Raw genomic sequence first — 25,368 nt, 5'->3', positions numbered from 1 at the left:
GAGGCACGTCCACAAAATCCGCGAAATCCGAAAAATCCGCCTGAATCCGTGGTCTTATTCGAAGCGCATGTGCTTCACCGATTCGCCGGAGTTCTTCAGCTCCAGCAGCGACTCGATGCCGATTTGCAGGTGCGTGGTAACGTAGTTCGACGTTACGCTCTTGTCGCTCTCGGCGGTTTTCACGCCCTCTGGCGTCATCGGCTCGTCGGATACCAGCAGCAAGGCGCCGTGCGGAATCTCGTTCACGAAGCCCACCACGAAAATGGTAGCCGTTTCCATGTCCACGGCCATGGCCCGGATCTGGCGCAGGTAGTTCTTGAAGTTCTCGTCGTGCTCCCACACGCGGCGGTTGGTGGTGTACACGGTGCCCGTCCAGTAGTCCTTCTCGTGCTTCTTGATCATGGAAGAAACCGAGCGCTGCAAGCGAAACGAAGGCAGAGCCGGGATTTCCGGCGGCAGGTAGTCGTCGGAGGTACCTTCGCCGCGAATGGCCGCGATGGGCAGAATCAGGTCGCCCACTTTGGTTTTGCCCTTCAGGCCGCCGCACTTGCCCAGAAACAGCGCCGCTTTCGGCTTGATGGCCCCGAGTAAATCCATCACGGTGGCAGCCATGGCCGAGCCCATGCCGAAGTTGATGATGGTAATGCCGTTGGCCGTGGCCGTTTGCATGGGCTTGTCGATGCCCTTAATCTCGACGCCGAAATGCTCGGCGAACATGGTTACGTAGTTGATGAAATTGGTCAGCAGAATGTACTGGCCAAAGTCCTCCAGCGGTACCCCGGTGTAGCGGGGCAGCCAGTTCTTGACAATGTCTGATTTGGTCTTCATGGTGTATTGATGGGAAATGCCGGGTAGGTTGGGGTACGGATGCAAAAAAACCGTCGTGCATGATAGTGAACGACGGCTCTGCGGAGCGAAAAAGCGGGTGCAGGAGCCTGTTAGCCGTACCTTTGGAGGTGATGCAAGCGTTGAACCTGCCGCCTTTCGCCTACAAAGTTACGCAATCGGGCCCGAATCTGTTGATCTGGGACGTGCTCCGCCGCCGCAACGTGGTGTGCACCCCCGAAGAATGGGTGCGGCAACACGTTGTAAACTACTTGGTTGAGCACCTGGGGTACCCGCGCGGCCTGCTCAGCCTGGAGCGCGGCCACACCTACAACCAACGCCGCAAACGCACCGATCTGCACGCCCTGGGCCCGGCAGGCCAGCCGCTGCTGCTGGTAGAGTGCAAAGCCGCCAGCGTGCCGCTTACCGCTGATGTGGCTATGCAAATTGCCACCTACAACCAAACGATTGGCGCCCCGCTGCTGCTCGTAACCAACGGCGTGCAGCACTGTTGCTGGCGCGTGCACAGCATCGAGCGCACCACGCAGGCACTTACGTTTATTCCAACCTACGCCGAGGCGCTGGAACTGCTGGAAGTAGCGCGGACTTTGTAGTCCGCGTCCCCGGATAGTAAAATCAATCGTTGCCGTTAGCGCGGTGTAGCGCGGGCTTTAGCCCGCGTGTGCCAGCACGTCGTCGTAGGGCGTAACCGCGCAGCAGCAATCGTTCACGCCAACGCGGGCTGAACCGTAGGAAGGCGTAGCCAAGCCTGCGCTACATTTCCCTAGGTCAGACATTACTATCCGCGGACGCGGACTACAAAGTCCGCGCTACAGTTGTTGGTGCACTGAGCTTCGGATACAAAGTATTATCGAGCAGCCCATTGGTAAAGAACTGCACCAAAGCGCGTAGCTCGTTGCCGTAGGCCTGCTGTTTGTCCCTAGGTGGCTGCGCCAGCGGCTGGGCCGGCAGGCTGTGGGTGCGGTAGGGGTAGAGGCGCACCTGGTTGTCGGTCGTCAGCTCGGTTACGTAGTCGCGGTGCACCAGGTAGTAAGTGTTGCCCGAGAGGAATACCGCACGCCCAGTTACTCGATTGTCGAACACCGAATACCCAAACGGCAGCAGCTGGCTGGCATCGGCGCCAAAGCCTAGGTAATCGAGCACGGTGGCGGGCACATCGGCTTGCTGCGTAATGCGGTGCACATCGGCAGCCGGTAGCTTACCACCGGGGTGAAACAGGAGCAGCGGCGTTTTGTAGGCGCCGAGCAGGTTCTGGTAACCGGGTTGCAGGCTTTGCGAGGTGTGGTCGGCGAGCAGAATGAACAGCGTATTGCGGTACCACGGCTGCTGGCTGGCCGTGGCGAAAAAGCGCTTCAGGGCAAAATCGGTGTAGCCGATGGAGGCATGAATGGGCAGCTCGCCGGGTGCAAAGCGGCCCTGGTACTGCGTCGGCACCGGAAAGGGCTCGTGCGAGGTCAGCGTGAACACCGTTGAGAAAAACGGCTGCCGCTGCTGCGTAAGCTGCCGGGCGAAGTACTGCAGGTACGGCTCGTCGAAAATGCCCCAGTGCCCATCGTAGTCGGGGCTTTTGGCGCCGCGGGGATATTCTTCGAGCCCGTAGTACTGCCGAATGCCCGCTTTGCCGGCAAACACATTGAAGCCCATGGTGCCGTTTTGGGCCCCATGAAAAACCGACGTCGTATAGCCCTGGCGCCCCAGCAGTTCGCCTAAACCGTGCAGCTCGTTTGTCTGAAAGTTGGAGGTGATGTACGGCGACTCCATCAGCCCCGGCAAACCGGCCAACACGGCGGGCAGCGCCTCAATGGAACGGCGGCCGTTGGCGTAGTGCTCCCGAAACAGCAGCCCCTGCGTGGCCAGCGAATCGAAGAAAGGCGTGTAGCTGCGCTGGCCCGGGTTTTCGATGCCGTTGTACTCCGAGGCAAAGCCTTCCACCAGCAAAATCACCACGTTATCGGGGCGGGTGGCGGTGGGCTGCGGGCGCGGCGCGGGGTAGCTGGCACCTAGGGCCTGCTGCAAGGCGGCCGGCGTGGCAAAGTAGTCACGCCGCTCCAACACCTTCTGCCCAAAGCTTTTGATAAAGGTAAAGGTGCTGTTGAGGGCCAGATGACCCAGGCTCGGCGGCGTCTGCACGAAGGCGTGGCCGGGCCGCAAGGGTTTCAGCTGCAGCCCTCCGCGGATGCCCAGCACTGCCAGGCCAGCCACCAGCGCTACCGCTAGCATGGTGCGAGCCATGCGGCGCAGCGGGTTAGCCGCGTTAGCTGGCGCCGGCGCGGCTTTGGGCATGGGGTAGAAGTACCACAGCAAGCCAAACAGCACCGCAAACGGCGGCACCAAAAACCAGTAGTGCCACACCAGCTGCCCGGCCTGCCGCTCAATGTCGCCGGTAATGGTGAACAGCTCATCGGAGGTGCGCCGCCCGATGAATTTGAAGTACTGGCTGTCGATGATGTTCAGGACCAGCCCCGGGGCGTTGAGCGTGAGGTACACGCCCCGCAGCGTGCGCTGCCAGGTGCGCCCGTATGCTGGTATCAGCGAGAGCAGCAAGAACGGAAAGTTTAGCAGCAAAAGCGCCGATAAATCGAACCGGAAACCGTGCCAGAACGCCCACAACGTTTGCGCCGCGGAGGCCTCGGCAAACACGCTATAGTTGGCCGCATAAAACCCGCCGCGCAACAGCAGGTAAGCCGCCAGCAGCAGCGCAAAGCGCCGGAGCAGCAGTTGCAGCAAAAATGAGGGCATACGAGGAGGAAGGAAAAAGTTAGGGAGTTGAGGAGTTTGTGAGTGGGAGAGTTTATGAGTTGAAGAGTTGATGCGTTCGTTTCGCGCCACTCTTTACCCTAAACCCGCCAACTCATAAACTCCTCAACTCCCTAACTCACAAACTGCTAATAGTCTTTACGCAGACGAATTTTCTGGCCGGGCTTGAGGCGGCGGATCTGCTGATACAGGTTGGCCAACGAGCCCAGGCGCACATCCACGGGCATGCGCGTCAGGTTGAAGTTTTCGTTTTCAGCCTTGATGCAGTTGGGCGGGTACACGGCCAGCAGCTCGCCCGGTTGCAGCACGGCTCCTAGGTTCGTGAACATCGAAACGGCCTGCAGGTCGAGGGCTTGGTCGGGGTACAGCTCCACGCCGCGAATAAACCGCACGAAGTCTACGCCCAGGTTTTCCATTTCGCCGGTTTCGGTATCGAGCCACCACACCTCGCCGCGGCGCAGCAGAAACTGATTGCCCACCGCATCCTGGGCGAAAGGCAGGTCGCTTTGCTTTACGCTGGCGTAGGTGCGCCAAAATGCATTTTCGCCCTGCCAGGCCTCGCGCAGCGAGTGCCAGGCCGGCTCGTGGCAGCAACCCCGAATGTGCAGGCCGCCCAGAAAAGCAACCATGCCATTGTGCTGCAGCATAAAGGCTTGCATCTCAAAAGGCAGCAGCTTAAAGGTAGCCGAATCGGAAATGGGCTCGCCGATGTAGGTGATGTCTTGCATCGCGGAGAAAGAAGGTATTCGAGTTAGCAAAAAGCCTCCCTTGTAGGGGAGGCTTTTTTAAGGGTGAAGGAGTAGTGAGGAAGGAAGAAGGCAGAACAGGGGTGATTGGGCCCGTAAACGCAATCTTCCTTCCTCACTATTCCTTCTTAATTCACTTACGCGTGGGCAGGCTCCAGGATCTTGCTCACGTTGGTGAGCGGCAGGCCCCAAGCCTCGGCTACGCCTTTGTACACCACCTCGCCGTTTACCACGTTCAGGCCCAGGCGCAACGAAGCGTCGCGCAGGCAGGCCTCGCGCCAGCCCAGGTTGGCCAGCTTAATGGCGTAGGGCAGGGTAGCGTTGGTGAGGGCCAGGGTAGAGGTGTAGGGCACCGCGCCGGGCATGTTGGCTACGCAGTAGTGCACCACATCGTCGATGATGAAGGTGGGGTTCTCGTGCGTGGTGGGGGTGCAGGTTTCGATGCAGCCACCTTGGTCAACGGCAACGTCAACCACTACGGCGCCGGGCTTCATGTCCTTCAGCATCTCGCGCGTAACAAGGTGCGGAGCCTTAGCGCCCGGAATCAGTACGGCGCCGATGATCAGATCGGCCTCCTTGATGGCAGCGCGGATGTTGTAGTCGTTCGAGTACTGCGTCACCACGTTCTTCGGCATGATGTCGTCGAGCTCGCGCAGACGGTTCAGGCTGATGTCCATGATGGTAACCTGCGCGCCGAAGCCGGCAGCTACTTTAGCGGCGTTGGTGCCTACCACGCCACCGCCCAGGATGAGCACCTGCGCCGGACGTACGCCGGGTACGCCACCTAGCAGAATGCCGCGGCCTTTCAGCGGCTTCTCGAGGTACTTAGCGCCTTCTTGCGGAGCCATGCGGCCAGCCACTTCGCTCATGGGCACCAGCAGGGGCAGCGAGCGGTTGGGCAGCTCTACGGTTTCGTAAGCCAAGCAGGTAGCCTTGCGCTCGATCATGGCGTGCGTCAGCTCCTCCGACGAGGCAAAGTGGAAGTAGGTGAACAGCAGCTGGCCTTCGCGGATGAGCTGGTACTCCTCCTGGATGGGCTCCTTCACCTTCACGATCATCTCGGCCTGGCCGTACACATCGGCGATGGTGGGCAGCAGCATAGCGCCAGCCTGCTCGTAATCGGCATCGGAGAAACCGCTGCCTTCGCCAGCGCTGGTTTGCACATATACCGTGTGGCCCGCCTTGCGGAATTCGGCCACGCCGGCGGGCGTAACGCCCACGCGGTTTTCGTTATTCTTAATTTCCTTCGGTACGCCGATGATCATGGGAAATATGGTGGGATGTGATGACGGGGAAAAGTGGCCGCAAATATAGGCAATGCCCGCCGCCCGGCGTTCGGTCGAGCTACCTCAAAAGGCCAGCTTGTTGCTCTGGATTTCGACGAACGTGGCGCGGTGCCCTTTGGGGCCGTACACCTTGGGGTGGTAAAGCAGCTGCAGCTGATATTGTTTGCCGGCCTCGCGCCGCTCGCCCGCAAAAGCACTCATGGGCAAATCGTAGGTGGCGCGGTAAGTGCCGCGCGGCGGTAGGGTGATGCGCACATCCTTGCCGCGGCGCATGTGCATTTGCCAGGCCCTAGGTGCCCCGTCGATGTAGGCCACGGGCAGGGTGGCCTGGGGCCGTGCCGGGCTGGATACCACGTAGGGCTCGTCGTTGGTGTTGATGAGCTCCAGGGCTACCCGCACGGTATCGAGCGTAGTAGCCGGCGTGATTTTCGGTAGCCGAATACGCAGCTGCAAGCCATACTGCGGCGTGGCCTGGGGCACCTGAATATTACGGACGCAGCCGCTGCCCAGCACGGCCGCACTTGCCAGACCTAGGAACAAGGGTAAAGAAACACGCATCGGGTAGGGTAGAGGTTGTTGAGGGAGGAACGCGCAAAATGCACCTAGGCGGGCACTACAAAAAATGATGCCACGACGGTTGAGGTCGTGGCATCAGCAAGAAATTAGCAGGTCAATAAGCCTGTCATGTCGAGCGGAGCGAGATATCTGAGGTCCTGACGTGAGAAGGTCCTTTCTGCGTCAGGATGACAATACTATCCGGCGAGATGTCTCGGCAAGCTCGACATGACGGCCGTTGTGCTTGTTGCTGGCGCATCCCAAGCAGGCAAGACGCAGCCAGTTATCCGCGGTCCTACTTAAACGGTACCGCCGCGGCGCCTTCTTTCAGCATGCTTTGCTGCGAGAGGCTTTGTACCACGTTGGCTTTGAGGGTGATGGTAGCGTCGGGGCCGGTGATGTCGTTGGAGTGCAGCGTTACCACATCGGCCATTTGGCCAATCTGGCGCTGGGCGTACTGCAGCTCGATGGTAGCCGACTCGCCGGGCTTCAGGGCTTTGGGCTGGTTGCGCAGCGATACGCAGTAGCAGTTGGAGGTAATCGAGCCCAGCTGCAGGTCGCTCTTGCCGGTGTTCTTTACTGTGAACTTGGCCGTGAGCTGCTGGCCCGATTCCATCTTGCCGAAGTCGTGCAGCTTGCGGTCGAGGGTGAGTTTGGGTGACTTGGCAATTTGCGCGGCCGTGTAGCTCTTGGCCATTTCGGCTTTGTCAACCACAGCACCTTTAATGGTCAGTACCAGCGTAGGCGTAGCAGCGTTGCTCGTCACGGTTACGGTTTTGTTGAACTGACCCGGGCGGCCGGCGCTGTTGTAAGCGGCCCGAATAAAGCCGGTTTTGCCGGGCATCACGGGCGTTTTTGTCCAGTCGGGGGTGGTGCAGCCGCACGATGCCTGCACATTCGCAATTACCACGGGCTGGTTGCCGGTGTTCTTGAACTTGAACTCGTGGGTGGCCACGCTGCCCTCGGCCACGTTGCCGAAGTCGTGCATGGTTTGAGTAAACTCGAGCACACCCTGGGCCGAAGCACCTAGGGCCGTGAGCAGCAGGCACAAGCCCAGCAGCGAGGTAGTAAGGGTACGAAGCATAGCAAAAAGGCGTAAATGAATGACTAAAGGCTGCGTGCTCAGGCATTAATCGGTGCACCCAGGGGCCCGAACGGCAAGGTAAAACAGCCTCAGCAAATATAATCAGAAGCCCGAACCTAACGGTCGTTTGCCGGGCCTCGACTTTGCGTGCCGCTTTTGCGTACTTTTGAGGGCCCGCCGGCCTCGGCGGGCCGCCCGCACCCATCCGGCGGGTGTCCGCTCCGTCTACTTTTTCCCGACGACCAACTGCATGTCCACTGCCGAATCGGCCGTAGCTTCGGCCGCCGCCACGCTTAGCAAAGAAGAACTGCTCCGCGACTACCGCCTAGGGTGGGAAAGCCGCCAGGCCTCGCTCACGGGCCGCAAGGAAGTGTTTATGGGCAAAGCCAAGTTCGGCATCTTCGGCGACGGCAAAGAGCTGCCGCAGCTGGCTATGGCGCGTGCTTTCCGCCCCGGCGACTTCCGCTCGGGCTACTACCGCGACCAAACCTTCATGTTCGCTACGGGCGAGCTGACGCTGCAGCAGTACTTCGCCCAGCTCTACGCGCACCCCGACGCCGAAGCCGAGCCCGCCACCGCCGGCCGTGCCATGAACGGCCACTTCGCCACGCGCTTCCTCGACGAAGACGGCAACTTCAAGGCCCTCGTCGACAGCAAAAACTCCTCGGCCGATATTTCGCCTACCGGCGGGCAGATGCCGCGCCTGCTGGGTTTGGCCTACGCCTCCAAGCTCTTCCGCCAAAACCCCGAGCTGCAGCAGTTCACGCAGTTTTCGCGCAACGGCGACGAGGTAGCCTTTGGTACCATCGGCAACGCTAGCACCTCGGAGGGCATGTTCTTCGAGGCCATCAACGCGGCCGGCGTGCTGCAAGTACCCATGCTGATGAGCGTGTGGGACGACCACTACGGCATTTCGGTTCCGGCCGAGTACCAAACCTGCAAGCAAAGCATTTCCGAAATCCTAGGTGGCTTCCAGCGCAACGCGCCGGGCGAGCAGGGCTTCGAGATTTTTGTGGTGAAAGGCTGGGACTACGCCGCCCTCGTTGATACCTACCAGCGCGCCGCCGAGGTGTGCCGCCGCGAGCACGTGCCCGTGCTGGTGCACGTAACCGAACTTACGCAGCCGCAAGGCCACTCGACCTCGGGCTCGCACGAGCGTTACAAAAGCAAAGACCGCCTCACCTGGGAGCAGGAGTACGACTGCATGCGCCAAATGCGCCAGTGGATGCTGCAGGAAGGCCACGCTACTGAGGCGGAGCTCGACCAGATTGAGAACGAAGCCAAGGATGCCGTGCGCAAAGCGCGCGCTGCGGCTTGGGAAGCGTTCTTCAACCCCATCGTGGCCGAGCGCAACGAAGCCGTGCAGCTGCTCAACAACCTCGCTACCGAAACCGGCCGCGAAAACGAGCTGCACGAGCTGATTCACCAGCTTGAGCACAACCCCACGCCCATCCGCGCCGATATCATGCGCGCCGTGCGCCGCTCGCTGCGCCTCGTGCGCGACGTAAAGCGCTCCGGCGCCCGCAGCGAGCTGCGCCGCTGGCACGAGCAAGCCGTGGCCGAAAACGCCGACCGCTACAACTCGCACTTGTTCAGCCAGAGCGAAGAATCGGCGCTGAATGTGGAAGAGGTGAAGCCCGAGTTTGCCGCCGATGCCCCGCAGGTCGACGGCCGAGAGGTATTGCAAGCCTGCTTCGACGCCATTTTGGCCCGCGACCCGCGCGTGTTTGCCATCGGCGAAGACGTTGGCCGCATCGGCGACGTAAACCAGGCTTTTGCCGGCCTACAGGAGAAGTACGGCGAGCTGCGCGTTACCGACACCGGTATCCGCGAGTGCACCATTGTGGGCCAGGGCATTGGCGCGGCCATGCGCGGCCTGCGCCCAATCACCGAAATCCAGTACCTCGATTACCTGCTGTACGCCATTCAGATTTTGTCGGACGACCTGGCCTCGCTGCAGTACCGCACCAAAGGCGGCCAAAAAGCCCCGCTGATTGTGCGCACCCGCGGCCACCGCCTCGAGGGCATCTGGCACAGCGGCTCGCCCATCCAAATGATTCTGGGTTCGATCCGGGGTATGCACTTGTGCGTGCCGCGCAACATGACGCAGGCCGCCGGTTTCTACAACACCTTGTTGAAGAGCGACGAGCCCGCCATCGTGATTGAGCCGCTGAACGGCTACCGCCTGAAGGAGCGCATCCCGAGCAACATCGGCGAATTCACGCTGCCCCTAGGTGTACCCGAAGTGCTGAAACAAGGCACCGACATCACCATCGTAACCTACGGCTCCATGTGCCGCATCGTGCTCGATGCCGCTGCGCAGCTGGAGCAAGTAGGCATTTCGGTGGAGGTAATCGACGTGCAAACCTTGCTGCCCTTCGACCGCGAAGGCGTGGTTCTGGAGTCGATCAAGAAAACCTCGCGCGTGCTGTTTGCCGACGAAGACGTGCCCGGCGGCGCCACGGCCTACATGATGCAGCAGGTAGTGGACGAGCAAGGCGGCTACCGCTACCTCGATTCGCAGCCGCGCTGCCTGGCGGCGCAGGCCCATCGCCCGCCCTACGGCTCCGATGGCGACTACTTCTCGAAGCCCAACGCCGAAGACGTGTTCGATACGGTGTACGAGCTGATGCAGGAGGTGGAGCCGCAGCGCTTCCCCGACATTTACTAGGCCTGGCTTGTGGTTTTGAGCTAGCTGTCATTTCGAGCGAAGCGAAAAATCTGGGACTGACAACTAAATGGTTTCAACCCAGATTTCTCGCTTCGCTCGAAATGACAACGAGCTAGGTGCCCAAAGCAAACCGCCCCGCTGCCAGCATTGCCGGCGGCGGGGCGGTTGCATTCGGTGCTTAGCCCGGCAAGTACCTAGGGCAAGGTCAGCTCGTCGGTGGTGATGACGTTGCTTTCGTGCAGGGCGCGGTCCACGATCTGAATGTTGAACTTGATTTTGGTGCCGGGCCGGAAGTTGGGGTCGGTGATGGTGAAGCCGATGCCTTTGTAGATTTCGTAGGTCAGGTCGCCGCGAATGGGCTGGCTTTTCTCGTTGGGCTCCAGCATGCGCGGAAACCGGCCGTTGAACGGAATCGACGGAATGTATTGCTGGTAAATGCCGCTGCTGTTCTGCCGGAACATCGTGATGAAGTAATTCTGGCTGAAGCGGCCCGCGTTGAAGGGCGGCGACTGAATGTCTTCTTCCGAAAGCCCCAGGTCGCCGTCGCCATCTTTGTAGGTTACGGTTACATAAATGCGGTTGTAGGGCGTTTCGCCGGTGGTGGGCGTTACGCGCTCGGCCGTAATGCTCTTAAACTGAATAGAAGGCGTGTCCGGGTAATCCGGGGCATCGTCGCAGGCGGTAAGCGCCCATGCAGCGGCCACTGCCAGTAAGCTCGTGAGTAAACGTATGCGCAGCATAGGGAAAAAGCTAAGCAGGTGCTGCCGATATCCGGCCCGAAAAAGTACGCATTTTACTACCACACAACGCAGCACCCGCACATTTGTTATGCCCTTGCTTAACCCACGCCCGGCCCGATGAGTTTCCGCGCTGCATACCTCCAGCAACTAGCCACCATCAGCCCCGAAACGGCCGAGGCATTGGCGCTGAAGCTGTTTCAGTACCAGGCCCGGTACTGCGCACCCTACCGCGCCTGGCTTGGTGCCCTGGGTTGCCAGCCGGCGCAAGTTCAGCGTTTGGTTGAGGTACCCTTTCTGCCCATCGAGTTCTTCAAAACGCAGGACGTAGTTACCGTTGAACCCACCGATGCGTGGCAACCAGCGCAGGTGTTTCGCAGCAGCGGCACCACGCAAATGCAGCGCAGCCGCCACCTCGTGCGCGACCCAGATCTGTACCACCAACACGCCCAGCGGTTGTTCGAGCAGCAATACGGCCCCCTGGCGGAGTGGGCGTTTCTGGCGCTGTTGCCCTCATACCTGGAGCAAGGCGAATCGTCGTTGGTGGCGATGGTAGAGCACTTTGTGCGCGCCTCGGGCCAGCCGCAGCAGGAGGCCTTCTTCCTGCACGACCACGCCGCCCTGCTGCGGGCCCTGGAGGAGGCGCACCACCTAGGCGGCCGCAAAATCATGCTGATCGGGGTGACGTACGCCTTGCTTGATTTGGCCGCCTCCTACCCCAATCACCCTGCGCTGCGCCTGCCTACAGCAGTACTAGAAACGGGCGGCATGAAGGGCCGCCGCCGCGAAATGATTCGGGAGGAACTGCACGCCGAACTGGGCGCTGCTTTCGGAAAGGAGGTCATTCATTCCGAATACGGCATGACGGAGCTGCTCTCGCAGGCCTACAGCCCCGGCAACGGCCGCTTCTTCGCCCCGCCGGCCTTGCAGGTGCTGTTGCGCGAGCCCACCGACCCGTTCAGCGCCAACTTCGAGCGTGCCTCCGGCGCCATCAACGTGGTCGATTTAGCCAACATCGATAGCTGCGCCTTCATTGAAACCCGCGACCTAGGGCGCCGCCACCCCGATGGCAGCTTTGAGGTGCTCGGCCGCCTCGATAACTCCGATATCCGCGGCTGCAGCCAATTAGCTGGTTAAAAGCTACCGCGCCGAGCAATATAGAGCTGCTTTTTGCTGGATTTTGCCCTTGAAGCCATTATCTTATAGATAGTTGTGGGTGTCAGAGTAAACAGTGTAAAGCCATGAAAGCTCAATTGACAACGGTTTCCCTATTCGTTTTGCTAGGCTGCCTCCCAGCGCTGGGGCAAACTACCGCCGCCGATACGGCACGGGCTCGTCTGCTGATGCAAAAGCAGCGCACCGATGCCACCAAGGCAGCGCTGGACGCGCAAAAACGCCAAGCCGAGGCCAGCCGCGAGTCGGCCAAAGCAGCCAAGGCCGAACTGCAAAAGCAGGAAGAAGTCATGGAGCAACAAAAGCGGCAGCTTAAGGAGCAGGAGCAGGCTGCCAAGCAACAACGCCAACAGCAAAAAACCGTTGAGCAGCAGCTGAAGGAGGAAAAACGCCAACTGCGCGAGCAGAAAAAGCAAGCCAAAGACGCACTCTGATGCTGCTCGCTGTACGACGAGATGAACGCAAAAACGCCGGCTGGATAGGCCGGCGTTTTTTGTTGGGGTGCAAGCACGGAGCGGTTACTTGCCCGAAAACGTGCGGGCGTCGTCTTCGCTGATGGGGTCGCCGCCCATAATCACGAGGCGTTCCACCACGTTGCGCAGCTCGCGGATGTTGCCGCGCCAGTCGAGGCTCTGCAGGTACTGCATGGCATCGGGGGCGATGCGCTTGGGCTTGTTGCCGTAATCGTTGGCAATGTCGGCCAAGAACTTATCGGCCAGCGCCGGGATATCGTCGCGGCGGTCGTTGAGGGCCGGCACCTGAATCAGGATTACCGACAGGCGGTGGTACAAATCCTCGCGGAAGTTACGGTCGGCAATTTCCTGCAGCAGGTTTTTGTTGGTGGCCGCCAGCACGCGTACGTTCACCGAAATTTCCTTTTCGCCGCCCACGCGGGTAATCTTGTTTTCCTGGAGGGCGCGCAACACCTTGGCCTGGGCCGAGAGGCTCATGTCGCCGATTTCGTCGAGGAACAGCGTGCCGCCATCGGCCTGCTCAAACTTGCCGATGCGTTGCTTTACGGCCGAGGTAAACGAGCCTTTCTCGTGGCCGAACAGCTCCGATTCAATGAGCTCCGACGGAATGGCCGCGCAGTTTACCTCGATGAGTGGGCCGTTGGCGCGGTTGCTCTGCTCGTGTATCTGGCGGGCTACCATTTCCTTACCAGCGCCGTTGGGGCCGGTGATGAGCACGCGGGCATCGGTGGGGGCTACTTTGGCAATGGCCTTGCGCACGCTTTCCAACGCGGCCGAGTCGCCCACCATTTCGGAGTTCTTGGCAATCTTCTTTTTCAGCGTTTTGGTTTCGGTAACCAGCTTGGTGCGGTCGAGGGCGTTGCGCACGGTTACCAGCAGGCGGTTGAGGTCGGGTGGCTTCGGAATGAAATCGAAGGCCCCTTTTTTGGTGGCATCCACGGCCATTTCGATGTTGCCGTGCGCCGAAACCATAATAAAAGCGGTATCGGGCGAAATCTTCTGGGCGCGTTCCAGCACCTCGAGGCCGTCCATCTTGGGCATTTTTACGTCGCAGAGGACCACGTCGTATTTGTCCTTGATGAGCATATCCAGGCCCGCGGGTCCGTCTTCGGCTTGGTCGACGGTGTAGTTCTCAAACTCCAGGATTTCCTTGAGCGTGTAGCGAATGGCTTTTTCGTCGTCGATGATGAGGATGCGGGGCATGGAATCAGGGTAAGTCAGTCGGGGGTCGAAAGTAACGAAAAGGAGGGCGTTGTAATTATACGCTGAAAACCTCCACCGTGGCAGGCATCTGCTACCTTCGCCCGCTGTTTGCCTGCCGGTAAGTGCCTGCGCACACGCTCAGCCCTAGGTGCTACGGGGGTAATTCTGCCAAACAGCCCGAAAACCCGGCTGTTCGTTTTCATCCGAAGGCCGTAAAAGTCAGCTGCCAAACCCGTTTACCGAATTCTACTACCCCATGAAAAACGCTGTTCCGCGTTACCTGCTGCTGTCGGCGGCACTGGTCGGGAGCCTGTCTTTGTTTGCGCTCAAGCCCGAGGAGCGCGTAGTGCCCGATGCCAACAACGCCGGCCTGAAACTACCCGAAGGCTTTGGTGCCCTGGTAGTGGCCGAAACCGGTGGCCGTGCCCGGCACATTGCCACCACGCCGCAAGGCACCATCTTCGTTAAGCTGAACCGCCCCAACGCCAGCGGCAACGGCATCTTGATGCTGCGCCCCGGCGCAGGCGGCAAGGCCGAAGTAGCGAGTGGGTTCGGCAAATACGGCGGCACGGGCATTGTGGCCAAAAACGGCTACCTCTACGCCTCGTCCGACCAGGAGGTGTTTCGCTACAAGCTAAACGAGAAGGGCGAGGTAACGAACCCCGATAAGCCCGAGAAGATTGTAACGGGCCTGATTAACCGCCGCCAGCACGAAAGCAAATCCATCGCGCTCGACAACGACGGCAACCTGTACGTGAACATTGGCGCGTACTCCAACTCGTGCCAGGTAAACGACCGGCAGCGTGGCTCCCTAGGTCGGCCCAACTGCCCCATGCTCGATTCGGCCGGGGGCATCTGGCAGTTTCGGGCCGATAAGCTGAACCAGAGCTATGGCAACGGGACGCGCTACGCCACCGGCCTGCGCAACGTGGTGGGCCTCGACTGGAGCCCGCAGGCCAACCAGCTGTTTGTGATGCAGCACGGCCGCGACCAGCTGCACGACAACTTCCCCGAGCTCTACAACACCAAACAATCGGCGGAGCTGCCGGCCGAGTGCATGTACGCTCTCAAAAAGGGCGACAACGCCGGCTGGCCCTACACCTACTACGACGGCCAGCAGCAGAAGCTGATGCAGGCCCCCGAGTACGGCGGCGACGGTAAAAAAGAGGCCACCGGTAACTACCTGCTGCCGGCGGCGGCCTACCCCGCGCACACCGCACCCAACGCGCTGCTGTTCTACACGGGCACCATGTTCCCCGAGAAGTATCGGAACGGCGCCTTCATCGCCTTCCACGGCTCCTGGAACCGCGCCCCCGAGCCCCAGAAAGGCTACTACGTGGTGTTCCAGCCTTTCAAGGATGGGAAACCTTCTGGCGACTGGGAAGTGTTTGCCGACAACTTCGCGGGCGACGCCGCCAAAGCCGCTGCGGGCCGCCCCGACCACAAGCCCTGCGGCCTCGCCCAAGGCCCCGACGGCTCCCTTTATATCACCGATGACAAGAAGGGCACCTTATATCGCATCGTGTACAACAAAAAGTAAATGGCTTCAACTAAGCTGATTCTTGTGGCCCTAGGTCTGGTAGCAATAGGCACCAGCTCGGCAGCCGCTCAACAAAAACCGACTGCCAAGGCCAAACCAACCGCTGCCAAAGCAAAGCCCGCCGGGGCAGCCGTGTCGGCGGCTACGCTGGCCGCGGGCAAAACCGTGTACACCCAAAACTGCCTCACCTGCCACATGGCCGATGGGGGAGGCGTGGAAACGATGAACCCGCCGCTCAGCAAAACAACTTGGGTGCTCGGCGACAAAACCCGCCTGGTAAAGGTGGTGCTGAATGGCCTCGAGGATGTTGACATCGACGGCGAAGAGTACCGCAACGTGATGCCCGCGCAGCCCCACCTCACCGATCAGCAAATTGCCGACGTGCTGACTTACGTGCGCAACAGCTTCGGCAACAAAGCCTCGGCCGTTTCAGCCGCCGAGGTAAAAGCCATTCGGGCTGCTAACAAGAAGTAGCGTGTTAGAGCTAAGGCTAGGATTGAGGTTACAGCTAGTTCCCCTCCTCAGATGAATTCCGCGCATCGAGCGGCGTGGGCTAGGGGTGGTTGAAAAGCTAGAGCTAAAACTACCTAGGACTGCTTCCCGCGTCTGTCATGCTGAGCTTGCCGAAGCATCTCTACCGCTTCGCCAGATACGAGCCTCAACGAAGCGGTAGAGATGCTTCGGCAAGCTCAGCATGACGACCCGTTCAGAGGCGTTCAACGACCAGTCAACCACCCCCAGCCCCTCCTCATCTGAGGAGGGGAACTAGTCTTAGCTCTAGTTGGCATCCATTGGGCTTCGCAACCCCAAACATGTCTTTAAAGCAAAACCGGCCGCCGCTGCACTTGCAACGACGGCCGGTTTTGTGTTTTTGGTGATGCGCCTGTAAGCCGGGTTCTGTCCGCCACCCCGCGAAGGGCAGCGGCCCCACCATTTATCTAGGCCCACACTCGCGCGTGGGCTCCATCAGCCTACCCGCCGACAACGAGCGAGCCGCTCGTTGCGGGACCGAAGCCCCGCCTGCCGGCCTATTTGGCCTTTCAACCCCTGAGGTTTACCCAGCCGGAACGGTTGCCCGCCCGCTGGTGCGCTCTTACCGCACCTTTTCACCCTTACCGGTTAGGGCTTAAGAACTTATGGTGCTTGGAGTCGTTCAGCCAAGTCCCTAAGCTTTTTACCTAAGCTCAAACAGGCGGTAGTTTTCTGTGGCACTGGCTGTCCGGCGGCCGTCGCCCGCCGCCGTCCTTCCCGTTAGGAAGCAGGGTGCTCTGCGTTGCCCGGACTTTCCTCTCCGCTCCCGACCTAGGCCGGTTGCGCAGCGGTGGGGCGGCGCATCACTTGCGGGCAAAGGTAATTTATTCTTTCTTTCTTGGTTCGTCTGTCATCCTGAGCACAGCGAAGGACCTTATCACGTTTGGTAGTAATCAACCAAACGTGATAAGGTCCTTCGCTGTGCTCAGGATGACAGCAGGGTCGTTCTACTTTCCTTCCCACACATTGTCCTGCGGGTAGCTATCCGGCACGTAAGTACTACCCAGCTTCACCTGCTTCACGGCTTTGTCGCCGGGTACTTGCACGGTTATGGACCTAGGCGCCGACTCCCACACGCCGATGTTGCGGTGCACTTGCTGCGTAGTGCCGTCGGCGTAAGTCACAGTCAAATCCACGGGAACGGGCTTGCTGCCTTTTGCTTCCACTACCACATCGTAGCTGGCGCCTTGCTTGGTTACGCTGGCAATGCCTAGGTCGGGGTAGCCGCCGTCGAAGAACCAGCGCTGCCAGAACCAGTTGAGGTTGCGGCCGGCCCCGGCGTTCATCGAGTTGAAGAAGTCGAAGGGCATGGGGTGCTTGCCGTTCCAGTTCTGGATGTAGGTGTGCAGCGCCTTCGTGAACAGCTCGTCGCCTAGGAGGTCGCGCACGTAGAGGTAACCCAGGGCCGGCTTGGGGTAGGAGTTCAGGAAAAAAGCCGTGCCGGTTTGCTGGGTGCTGAGCGTGGTGATGGGCATGTCGGCCTCAGTGGCGGCGGCGCGGGCGTAGGGCAGCACGCCGTAATCGTCCACCAGCTTCGGGTCGATGATGCTCGAAATAACCCACTCGCCGATGGTCGCCCAACCCTCGTCCATCCAACCGTACTTGGTTTCGTTGATGCCCATGTAGAAGGGGAACATCGTGTGGAAGATTTCGTGGTCGGTGAGGGTAATAGCGTCGGCGCGGGTTTCCACGGGGTTGTCGTTCACCATCATGGGATACTCCATCTGGTCGAGGCCGTTGAACACGGTTTCATGGGAGTAGGGGAAGGGCCACTTCGGAAAGGTGTAGCTCATGGCCTCCACGGTTTTGCGGCCGAAGTGCACCACCTCCTCAAAATCCTTGTGCTTGGGGTTGTACACGGCATCCACGCGGGTGCGCCGCTTGGTTTTCGGATCGACTACCAGGCTCGTCGACTGCCACACGTAATGGTCGGAGGTGGCAAAGGCGAAGTCGGGCACGTTCCTGGCCTCGAAGCGCCAGGTGTTTTGGGCGTTGCCGGCCGTGATGTCGCGGCGCTGGGCATCGGCTTCGTCGATGATTTTTACCACCGCGTCTTTGCGCTCGGCGTCGCGCAGGCGCTTGGCGTATTTCTTCGTGAGCACCTCGGAGGCGTTCTGCAGGTCGCCGGTGGCCCACACCACGTAGTCTTTGGGCACCGTAATGGCCGCCGAGAAGTTGCCGAAGTCGTTGTAGAACTCCTGCTGGCCGTTGTAGGGCAGCTTGTTCCAGCCGTCGATGTCGTCGTACACGGCAATGCGCGGGAAGAAGTACGCCACGAAGTGCGAACCGGGCTCCACCTCGCCGGTGCGCGTGTGCGAGCCTTGGTTAAGCGTGTAGGAGTACGTTACCGATACCTTGGCCTGCTGCCCGGCGCCGAGGGCCTGCGGCAGCAGCACCTGCATGTTGGTAGCGTCGATGTTCAGTTTGCCTAGGTCGAGGGCCTGCCCGTTGATGGTCAGCTGCTCAATCTTCACGCCTTCGCTTACATCTTCGGGCCGGATGCTGCTGGCCCGCGCCGCGCCCTTTTTGTAAAGGTTTGGGTAGAGCTTAAACCACAGCTGATTTAGCTCGTCGGGGCTGTTGTTGAAGTAGGTGATATCGACGGTGCCGGCCACCAGGCGCGTGGTAGGGTCGAAGTTGATGCGCAGGTTATAATCGGCCGCGTTTTGCCAGTACTTGGGACCAGGCTTGCCGTCTTCGGCGCGGGTGCCTTTGGCGTAGGTGGCCTGCAGGTTGCGCGGTACCGGCAGCCCAGGTGCTGCGGGCTGCTGCGCGAAAGTGGGGAGGGTGCTGAGGGCTAGGAGCGAGGCGGCAAGGAGGCCGGGTAGGTTCATCGGGGTGGAAGAAGAGCGGTGTGTATTGTCATCCTGACGAAGGAAGGACCTTGCCACGTCGGGCGCCGTCAGGATTGCAAGAATTCTCTTGCAGGGTTCAAGGTATCGATCAAAGCGTCTTTTTTCGCCCGCGTCCAGCCTTTCAATTCCTTCTCGCGGGCAATGGCGTTAAGGCTATTCTGATGCTCCTCGAAGTAGAGCAAGTTGTAGCAGAAATACTTACCCGCAAAAGTGCCTGGTTCGCCGCGGTTGGCGTAGTGCTGCGCGAGGCGGTTTGCTAAGTCGTTTGTTACGCCGATGTACAGAACTGTTTTGCGGGGTTGGTAGAGATATAGACGTAATAGGGCATTGCAGATTTTAGATGTGATAAGTGATACTGTCATCCTGAGCACAGCGAAGGACCTTATCACGCCAGGTAGTAATTACTATCTCGCGTGATAAGGTCCTTCGCTTTGCTCAGGATGACAGCGTAAACAACGGCTCGTTTTTGCGTGAGAAGGTCCTTCGCTTAGGCTCAGGATGACAGCACCTAGGGCAAACTCCCTACTTCAGCCGCACCAGCGTAGCGCCGTAGCCGAATTTCTCTTTGCGGGCTTCCTCGAAGAACTTGATGTCGCGGTTGCGGCTCAGGCGCTTATGCAGCTCCTTGCGCAGCGTGCCGTTGCCGGTGCCGTGGATGAACACGATTTCGTGCATGTTGGTGGCCAGGGCCCGGCTGAGCGCATCCTCAAAGGCGTTTACCTGCAGCTCCAGAATAGCGGTGTTGCTCAGGCCTTCGGTGCCGCCTTCGGGTTTTAGGGCCTCCAGGTGCAAGTCAACCTCGTGGGGCGGGGCCACAATTGCTTTCAAGGGCTCCTGCTTGGGAGCGGGTACTACGGTTTTGGCGTCGCCGCGCAGTTTGTCGGCAATTTGGTCGCGCAGCTTCACGGGGTCGACGGCGGCGGGGGCAGCAGCGGGCTTGGGCTCGTCGGTGGTGGGCACCGGAATGGGCGCTACCGGTTTTTCATCGAGCTGAAACAGGAAGGCCTCGCGCTTGATAACCGGCGCCTCGCGGCGGCTGGAGTAGAACGAGCTGGCCTTGAACGACACGCGCTTAACCAACGTCTCGAACAGGGTAGGCGCGTTCGGCTGCGAGGGCAGCAGCTGCACCACGGCCGTGCTCCACTGGTCGAAGTCCTTGAGGTGCCGATGACCTAGGGGCTGGCTTACCGCTTTGGGGGCCAGCTTATCAGAAGCCAGGGCGCGGTACTGCCCGTTGCGCTCCTCGCCAAAGGTAAAGAGCACGTCGGCATCGGTGTTGTTGATGAGGTGCGCCACCAGCAGCTCCGAGGTTTGCTGCACCAGGGCCAGGTACAGGCCTTTGGGCGCGGGCGGAGCCGGGGCGGGCTTGGGCGGCACGGGCGTGCTGCCGCCGGGCGAGGTAGTGCTGGTAACGGCGGGCGGCGTGTTTTTGCCGGTGGGCTTGCCCGGCTTGAGGGGGCGCGGCGCCGCTACCTGCGAAGGCGCCAGCTCGCTGCCGCCAAAGGCCTTAAACTCCTCGGGAGCTACCAGCACCAACTCTGAGCGCAGCACCGGCACCGGAAAGTCGTCGATGGTTACTTCAACAAGGTTTTGATCGAGGATGCGGGTAACGATGCCTTCTTCGCGGCCCGACATCAGGCGCACTCGGTCTCCAATATTCATAATCAGCTGATTTTTCGTCTGGTTTGCCCTAGGTCGCCGGGGCGGCGGTGGCAGCCGGGGCGCGGGCAGGGGTAAAGGTCGCTAATGAAACGCGAAAAGCGGCCCCACCGATGCCCGGGGCTGGCCCAGCGGCACCCAAGGCCCTAGGTGCCTTAGTGGTACAGCCCGTGCAGCACCAGGCCACGCTTGCGGTTTAGCTCCAGGGCAGGCGCGGGCAAGTGGAAGATGCTGGCCACGTAAAACACCGTTCGTAGGGCTTTGCTGCGGGTGGGAATGTGCCGCAAGTCGATGTCGAACGACAGGTAGTACTGGCGGTAGGCATCGAGGCCGGCGGCGCGGTTGGCGTCGGGGTCGTTGTAGAGCATTTGCTGGGCGCCGTAACCCAGGGCCGGTTGCAGCCAGCGGGGCCAACGGCTGCCCTGGGGCAAAAAGGCGCCCACATCGGCGCACAGCCAGTAGGTTTGGCCGTTGTAGTCTTTCAGGAGCCGCTCGCCCAGGTTTTTGCCCAGCACATTGGGCCGGCGCGGGGCGTAAGGCGTGGTCCGGAACGACACTTTGGGCATCAGGCGAACTTCGCCCCAGGTAAGCTGTTGCGCCATAACCCCGGCCGAGCCCAGGAAGTTGGCCACCAGATCGGAAGCCGAGGCGCCGTAGGCCGGGTCGCGGCCATCGAAATACTCGATGGGACTTTGCAGCAAAAAGCCCACGAAGCCGCCGTACCAAATGGCTTGCTTGGGCGTGAGGCCGGCCCAGCGCAGCAAATCCACGGCCCCGCGACTCTCATGAAACGCACCCCACAGGTGCCCCGCTTTATCGAGCTGTTTCCATTCGCGCGTGTCGTCGAACCAATGAAAGCGGCTGCGCGGCCCCGTGTACCAGCCCCGGCTGAGCGCGTAATAAGTGCCGGCGTAGCCCGTGGCAAAAGTGCCGATAACCAGCGGCAGGCGGTGCCTGGGCACCGGAACCGGCGTAGCACCTAGGGCCGGGCGCCGCGGCGCAGCCATAAGCACCGAATCGTTTGCGGCGGCAGCCGGCGGCAGGCCCTGGGCTACCCCCAAAGTGCTTGCCACCAGGCAGCCAATGGCCAAAACAAAACCGCGTTGCAGAGCCCGCATTCGAAGAAAATTGTGCGCGGGCCAAAGCTACACACAAAAGATAGGAGCGGGGCTGGTAACGTTTGCGGTAGGGTAGTACCTTTACTGTGTTTCTTGCGTCTTTTTTTTAGGTTCATCACCTCAACCACTACTATTTGCCACCGTTTATGAGAAAACTTCGACTCCTAGGTGTGCTCTGGCTGATGCTGCTCAGCACAGCTGCCGTGCGCGCCCAGGTGGTTACCACGCAGCCGTCGTTTTTCACGGCCGACGACCAGGTAACCCTGACTTTCGATGCCACCAAAGGCTCGGGCGGACTGAAGGATTACACCGGCGACGTGTACATCTGGACCGGCGTAATCTCCGACAAAAGCGCCAACGATACCGACTGGAAGGCGGTGGTGGGCACCAGTTTCTCGCAGCCCATTGCCAAGGAGAAGATGACGCGCAGCGCCACCAATCCTAACCTCTACACCATCAGCTTCGTGCCGCGCACTTACTACGATAAGCTGCCGGCAACCGACAAAATCATGAAGCTCGCGATGGTGTTTCGCGGGGCCAACGGCTCGCCCGAGGGCAAAGACACCGGCAACAAGGACATCCTGATTGAGGTGCAGCAGAGCGCGGCCCTGTCGGTACGCTTTACGGCCCCCGCCGGCCAGAACTTGCAGCTGGTGGAAAGCGGTGCCAAAGTGCGGGTTTCGGCCGAAGCCTCGAAGAGCAGCAACCTCAAGCTGTTCCTTAACAACGCTTTGCAGGAAGAAGCCAACGCCAACAGCATCAGCAAAGAGCTGACGTTTACCCAGGCCGGCCGCAACGAAGTAAAAGTGGTTGCCACCGACGGCTCGCAAACGGCCCAGCAAACGCTGGTGTTTTTCGTGCGCGGCGCCGTGGTTACGCAGGCGCTGCCCGGCGGCATGCGCGATGGTATCAATTACCTGCCCGGCGGCACCTCGGTGGTGCTGGTACTTACCGCCCCCGATAAGCAGCACGCTTTCGTGTTGGGCGAGTTCAACAACTGGGAGCCCACCGACGCGGGCTACATGAAGAAAACCCCCGACGGCAAGCAGTGGTGGTTGCAGCTCGATAACCTGCAGGCTGGCCAGGAGTACGCCTACCAGTACTTGGTAGATGGCACGCTGCGCATCGCCGACCCCTTCACCGAGAAGGTGCTCGACCCCAGCGACGACCCCTTTATCCCACAGGTAACGTACCCCGGCCTGAAGGCTTACCCCACGGGCAAAACCACCGGCAACGTATCGGTGCTGCAAACCAACCAGGCGGCTTACAACTGGCAGGCTGCCACCTATAAGCGCCCGGCCAAAAGCAAGCTGGTTATTTACGAGCTGCTGGTGCGCGACTTTATTGCCCGCCACGACTACCAAACCCTCACCGACACGCTGGCTTACCTGCAGCGCCTGGGCGTAAACGCCATCGAGCTGATGCCCGTCAACGAGTTTGAGGGCAACGAATCGTGGGGCTACAACACCTCTTTCTATTTCGCTCCCGATAAATACTACGGCCCCAAAGATCAGCTGAAGCGCTTTATCGACGAGTGCCACCGCCGCGGCATTGCCGTGATTCTGGACATGGTGCTCAACCACTCGTTTGGCGAGTCGCCGATGGTGCAGCTGTACTTCGAAAACGGCAAGCCTACCGCCAACAGCCCGTGGTTCAACCAGGATGCTACGCACCCCTTCAACGTGGGCTACGACTTCAACCACGAGAGCCCCTACACCCGTGCCTTCTCGAAGCGCGTGATGGAGTTCTGGCTGCAGGAGTACAAAATCGACGGCTACCGTTTCGACTTGTCGAAGGGCTTTACGCAAACCAATGCCGGCGGCGACGTGGGCAAGTGGGGGCAGAAAGATGACTCGCGCATTGCCATCTGGAAGGATTACAACAACCACATCCGCACCGTCGACAAAGATGCCTACGTGATACTGGAGCACTTTGCCGATAACAGCGAAGAGCAGATTCTGGCGGCCGAAGGCATGATGTTGTGGGGCAACCTGAACCACAACTACAACGAGGCCACCATGGGCTACGTGGAGAACAACAAGTCGGACCTGAGCTGGGGCTACTACGGCACCCGTAACTGGTCGCAGCCGAACCTGGTAACCTACATGGAAAGCCACGACGAGGAGCGCCTGATGTTCAAAAACATCAGCTTCGGCAAGCAGGTGGCCGGTTACGATACCCGCAACCTGAACACGGCTTTGGCCCGCAACGAAGCCGCCGCGGCGTTCTTCTTCACGGTGCCCGGCCCGAAAATGATCTGGCAGTTTGGCGAAGTGGGTTACGACGTGAGCATCGACGAGAATGGCCGCGTAGGCAACAAGCCCATCCGCTGGGAGTACTACAACGTACCGGCCCGCCGCAAGCTCTACGACACCTACCGCAACCTTATTTCGCTGAAGAAAAATAACCCGGTGTTCGATAACCCCTCGACGTTCGTGCAGAACGTGGCCGGGGCTACCAAAACCATCCATCTCAGCGACGCCAACCTGAGCGTAGCCGTTATCGGCAACTTCGATGTGGTTTCGGCAACGGTGAACCCCAAGTTCCAGAGCACGGGCAAGTGGTACAACTACCTGGCTAACGACAGCATCACGGTAACCGACGTGAATGCGGCCATTACGCTGCAGCCTGGTGAGTACCGCGTATACACCTCGCGCCGCCTGGCCCGCGTTACCTCTTCGAAAGCCGCGCAGCAAGTAGCGGCCATCGGCCTCACGGTAGCGCCCAACCCTGCCAGCTCGCAGGCTACGGTGCTCTTTACCTTGCCTACGGCCGCGCCCGTGCAGGTAAGTGTGCACAACATCATCGGCCGCGAGGTACGCCGCGTAGCGCTGCCGGGCCGTCAGGCAGCCGGCCCCATCGGCGTTAAAGTACCGCTGGCCGGCCTGGCTCCGGGCGTGTACCTCGTGAAGGTGCAAGCCGGTGCTACCGCCGCCACTACGCGCCTGGTAGTGCAGCCCTAGGTGCTTGCCATGCCAACGGCTTCGGCCAACAAAAAAGCCCCGCCAGCTGGCGGGGCTTTTTTGTTGCGTGGGAGTTAAGGGCGTGGCGGTCAGGTTTCAGGCGTTGGCATGAGTCTGGCTAACCCTGCCTTTGCTTGTAGCGCGGGTACCGACCTAGGGTACAATGCCCACACCCGCGTACGCCCGCCGGAACACCGGCAAACAACAAGGCCGCTCCCACTGGCTGGGAGCGGCCTTGTTGCGCGTGCGGCACCTAGGGCACCTAGTCGGCCTGCGCTACCTCCACGTGGTAGTCAACGAGGCTATCGATAGGGGAGCGGATGATTTTGCCGACCTGCATGCCGTGGGCACGGGCCACCTGCGAAAGCGCGTCGCGGAAGTTGTAGCCCACCGAACCCACGCAGTTGAAAGTGTAATTCTGGTATTCGGGGTAGCGGATAACGAGGTTCTTGAAGAAGGCCTCGAAGCCCTCTACCACGATGTCGCGGCAGTAGCTGATGTTGTTGTGCTCGTAAGCAAACTTGCTGAACGAAGCCAGAAAGCGGTTGGGCAACGGCTGGTTGTAAATGCGGTCGAAGATCTGCTCGTTTTCGAGGCCGTACTCCTTCTTAAAGGCTTCCTGCAAACCATCGGGCAACAGGCGGCGCATGTAGTCACGCAGCAGGCGTTTGCCAATCCAGGAGCCCGAGCCTTCGTCGCCCAGGAAATAGCCCAGCGAGTCGATGTTGTGGGCAATGTCCTGGCCATCATAAATAGCCGAGTTGGTGCCCGTGCCCAGAATGGCTGCAAAGCCTGCCTCACGGCCGAGCAACGCGCGCGCCGCGGCGAGCAAATCGTGGCCTACGTATACGTTGGCATTCGGGAATACCTGGCGCATGGCCTTCTCCACAGTGCCCACGTTGGCCGGGGTAGAGCAGCCCGCGCCGTAGTAGCTTACCTGCGATACTTGCTCGCGCGGCAGGGCTTCCGGCAAGCTGCCGTCCAACGACTTCACGATGCCCGCGGTGTCGATGAAATACGGGTTGTACCCCTCGGTGTTGAAGTGGATACGATCCTGCGGGTCGGCTAGGTCGAGCTGGCACCAGCTGGTTTTGGTAGAACCGCCGTCGGCAATTAGAATCATAAAGCAGTTTGGGTTGCGGGGAAACCGGATAAGCCGGACTATCTGCGA

20 protein-coding genes and 1 other RNA gene are annotated in these 25,368 nt (G+C 60.3%); 7 read left to right on the top strand and 14 right to left on the bottom strand.

Going from position 1 to position 25,368, the window contains the following annotated elements; translation table 11 throughout:
- Window positions 1-54: 54 nt before the first annotated feature.
- Entirely contained in the window at window positions 55-828 is a 774-nt protein-coding gene (locus tag OIS50_RS07795) for an AMP nucleosidase (RefSeq protein ID WP_059071457.1), read from the bottom strand.
- 131 nt (window positions 829-959) lie between these two features.
- Between OIS50_RS07795 and OIS50_RS07790 the strand changes: the two genes are divergently transcribed.
- Window positions 960-1,439, top strand: coding sequence for a type I restriction enzyme HsdR N-terminal domain-containing protein (locus OIS50_RS07790; RefSeq protein ID WP_264693747.1), 480 nt, complete (start codon window positions 960-962; stop codon window positions 1,437-1,439).
- A gap of 202 nt (window positions 1,440-1,641) precedes the next feature.
- On the opposite strand, the gene OIS50_RS07785 is transcribed toward OIS50_RS07790, so the two are convergent.
- The 5 genes from OIS50_RS07785 to OIS50_RS07765 all read right to left on the bottom strand — a co-directional run bounded on the left by OIS50_RS07785 (window position 1,642) and on the right by OIS50_RS07765 (window position 7,274).
- Entirely contained in the window at window positions 1,642-3,585 is a 1,944-nt protein-coding gene (locus tag OIS50_RS07785) for an LTA synthase family protein (protein ID WP_264693746.1), read from the bottom strand.
- Window positions 3,586-3,731: 146 nt separating this feature from the next.
- The gene (locus tag OIS50_RS07780; RefSeq protein ID WP_264693745.1) at window positions 3,732-4,331 is read right to left on the bottom strand and encodes an SMI1/KNR4 family protein; all 600 of its coding nucleotides are present in this window, start codon (window positions 4,329-4,331) and stop codon (window positions 3,732-3,734) included.
- 155 nt (window positions 4,332-4,486) lie between these two features.
- A complete protein-coding gene (gene ald, locus OIS50_RS07775) occupies window positions 4,487-5,614 on the bottom strand; it encodes an alanine dehydrogenase (RefSeq protein ID WP_264693744.1) in 1,128 nt (375 codons plus the stop codon).
- A gap of 84 nt (window positions 5,615-5,698) precedes the next feature.
- Entirely contained in the window at window positions 5,699-6,193 is a 495-nt protein-coding gene (locus OIS50_RS07770) for a hypothetical protein (RefSeq protein ID WP_264693743.1), read from the bottom strand.
- Between the two features lie 292 nt (window positions 6,194-6,485).
- A complete protein-coding gene (locus tag OIS50_RS07765; protein ID WP_264693742.1) occupies window positions 6,486-7,274 on the bottom strand; it encodes a DUF1573 domain-containing protein in 789 nt (262 codons plus the stop codon).
- Between the two features lie 250 nt (window positions 7,275-7,524).
- Between OIS50_RS07765 and OIS50_RS07760 the strand changes: the two genes are divergently transcribed.
- The gene (locus OIS50_RS07760) at window positions 7,525-9,945 is read left to right on the top strand and encodes an alpha-ketoacid dehydrogenase subunit alpha/beta (RefSeq protein WP_264693741.1); all 2,421 of its coding nucleotides are present in this window, start codon (window positions 7,525-7,527) and stop codon (window positions 9,943-9,945) included.
- Between the two features lie 194 nt (window positions 9,946-10,139).
- On the opposite strand, the gene OIS50_RS07755 is transcribed toward OIS50_RS07760, so the two are convergent.
- Entirely contained in the window at window positions 10,140-10,685 is a 546-nt protein-coding gene (locus tag OIS50_RS07755; RefSeq protein WP_264693740.1) for a hypothetical protein, read from the bottom strand.
- Between the two features lie 117 nt (window positions 10,686-10,802).
- Here OIS50_RS07755 and OIS50_RS07750 point away from each other — a divergent pair, with 117 nt between their 5' ends.
- Together OIS50_RS07750 and OIS50_RS07745 are read left to right on the top strand one after the other, a co-directional pair.
- Entirely contained in the window at window positions 10,803-11,819 is a 1,017-nt protein-coding gene (locus OIS50_RS07750; RefSeq protein WP_264693739.1) for an acyl-CoA synthetase family protein, read from the top strand.
- A gap of 206 nt (window positions 11,820-12,025) precedes the next feature.
- Window positions 12,026-12,289 carry a hypothetical protein gene (locus OIS50_RS07745; RefSeq protein ID WP_264693738.1) on the top strand — a complete coding sequence of 88 codons (264 nt, stop codon included), beginning with the start codon at window positions 12,026-12,028 and terminating at the stop codon, window positions 12,287-12,289.
- Between the two features lie 84 nt (window positions 12,290-12,373).
- Here the strand turns inward: OIS50_RS07745 and OIS50_RS07740 are convergent, their stop codons facing one another.
- Window positions 12,374-13,531, bottom strand: a complete 1,158-nt coding sequence (locus OIS50_RS07740) for a sigma-54-dependent transcriptional regulator (protein ID WP_264693737.1) — start codon at window positions 13,529-13,531, stop codon at window positions 12,374-12,376.
- A gap of 256 nt (window positions 13,532-13,787) precedes the next feature.
- Between OIS50_RS07740 and OIS50_RS07735 the strand changes: the two genes are divergently transcribed.
- Entirely contained in the window at window positions 13,788-15,071 is a 1,284-nt protein-coding gene (locus OIS50_RS07735) for a PQQ-dependent sugar dehydrogenase (protein ID WP_264693736.1), read from the top strand.
- The gene (locus tag OIS50_RS07730) at window positions 15,072-15,545 is read left to right on the top strand and encodes a c-type cytochrome (protein ID WP_264693735.1); all 474 of its coding nucleotides are present in this window, start codon (window positions 15,072-15,074) and stop codon (window positions 15,543-15,545) included.
- A gap of 396 nt (window positions 15,546-15,941) precedes the next feature.
- Here OIS50_RS07730 and rnpB read toward each other — a convergent pair.
- The 5 genes from rnpB to OIS50_RS07705 form a co-directional block, all read right to left on the bottom strand.
- Window positions 15,942-16,409: RNase P RNA component class A (rnpB, locus tag OIS50_RS07725), an RNA gene on the bottom strand.
- Between the two features lie 140 nt (window positions 16,410-16,549).
- Window positions 16,550-18,436: a M1 family metallopeptidase gene (locus OIS50_RS07720; protein ID WP_264693734.1), complete on the bottom strand. Its 1,887-nt coding sequence runs from the start codon at window positions 18,434-18,436 to the stop codon at window positions 16,550-16,552.
- A 68-nt stretch (window positions 18,437-18,504) separates the two neighbouring features.
- Complete coding sequence (locus OIS50_RS07715; RefSeq protein WP_319805326.1) at window positions 18,505-18,819, bottom strand: GIY-YIG nuclease family protein; 315 nt, start codon at window positions 18,817-18,819, stop codon at window positions 18,505-18,507.
- 160 nt (window positions 18,820-18,979) lie between these two features.
- Window positions 18,980-20,119, bottom strand: a complete 1,140-nt coding sequence (locus OIS50_RS07710; RefSeq protein WP_264693733.1) for a Smr/MutS family protein — start codon at window positions 20,117-20,119, stop codon at window positions 18,980-18,982.
- 152 nt (window positions 20,120-20,271) lie between these two features.
- Window positions 20,272-21,189, bottom strand: a complete 918-nt coding sequence (locus OIS50_RS07705; RefSeq protein WP_264693732.1) for a YfiM family protein — start codon at window positions 21,187-21,189, stop codon at window positions 20,272-20,274.
- A gap of 191 nt (window positions 21,190-21,380) precedes the next feature.
- On the opposite strand from OIS50_RS07705, the gene OIS50_RS07700 reads away from it, so the two are divergent.
- On the top strand, window positions 21,381-24,197 hold the full coding sequence (locus tag OIS50_RS07700) for an alpha-amylase family glycosyl hydrolase (protein WP_264693731.1): 2,817 nt from the start codon (window positions 21,381-21,383) through the stop codon (window positions 24,195-24,197).
- Window positions 24,198-24,459: 262 nt separating this feature from the next.
- Here the strand turns inward: OIS50_RS07700 and OIS50_RS07695 are convergent, their stop codons facing one another.
- On the bottom strand, window positions 24,460-25,320 hold the full coding sequence (locus OIS50_RS07695; protein ID WP_264693730.1) for an N-acetylglucosamine kinase: 861 nt from the start codon (window positions 25,318-25,320) through the stop codon (window positions 24,460-24,462).
- Window positions 25,321-25,368: the final 48 nt, after the last annotated feature.

Source organism: Hymenobacter sp. YIM 151858-1, assembly GCF_025979705.1.
Taxonomy (GTDB): domain Bacteria; phylum Bacteroidota; class Bacteroidia; order Cytophagales; family Hymenobacteraceae; genus Solirubrum.
The sequence above is the reverse complement of the archived record's forward strand: the minus strand, read 5'-3'. Positions and strand labels throughout refer to the sequence as shown.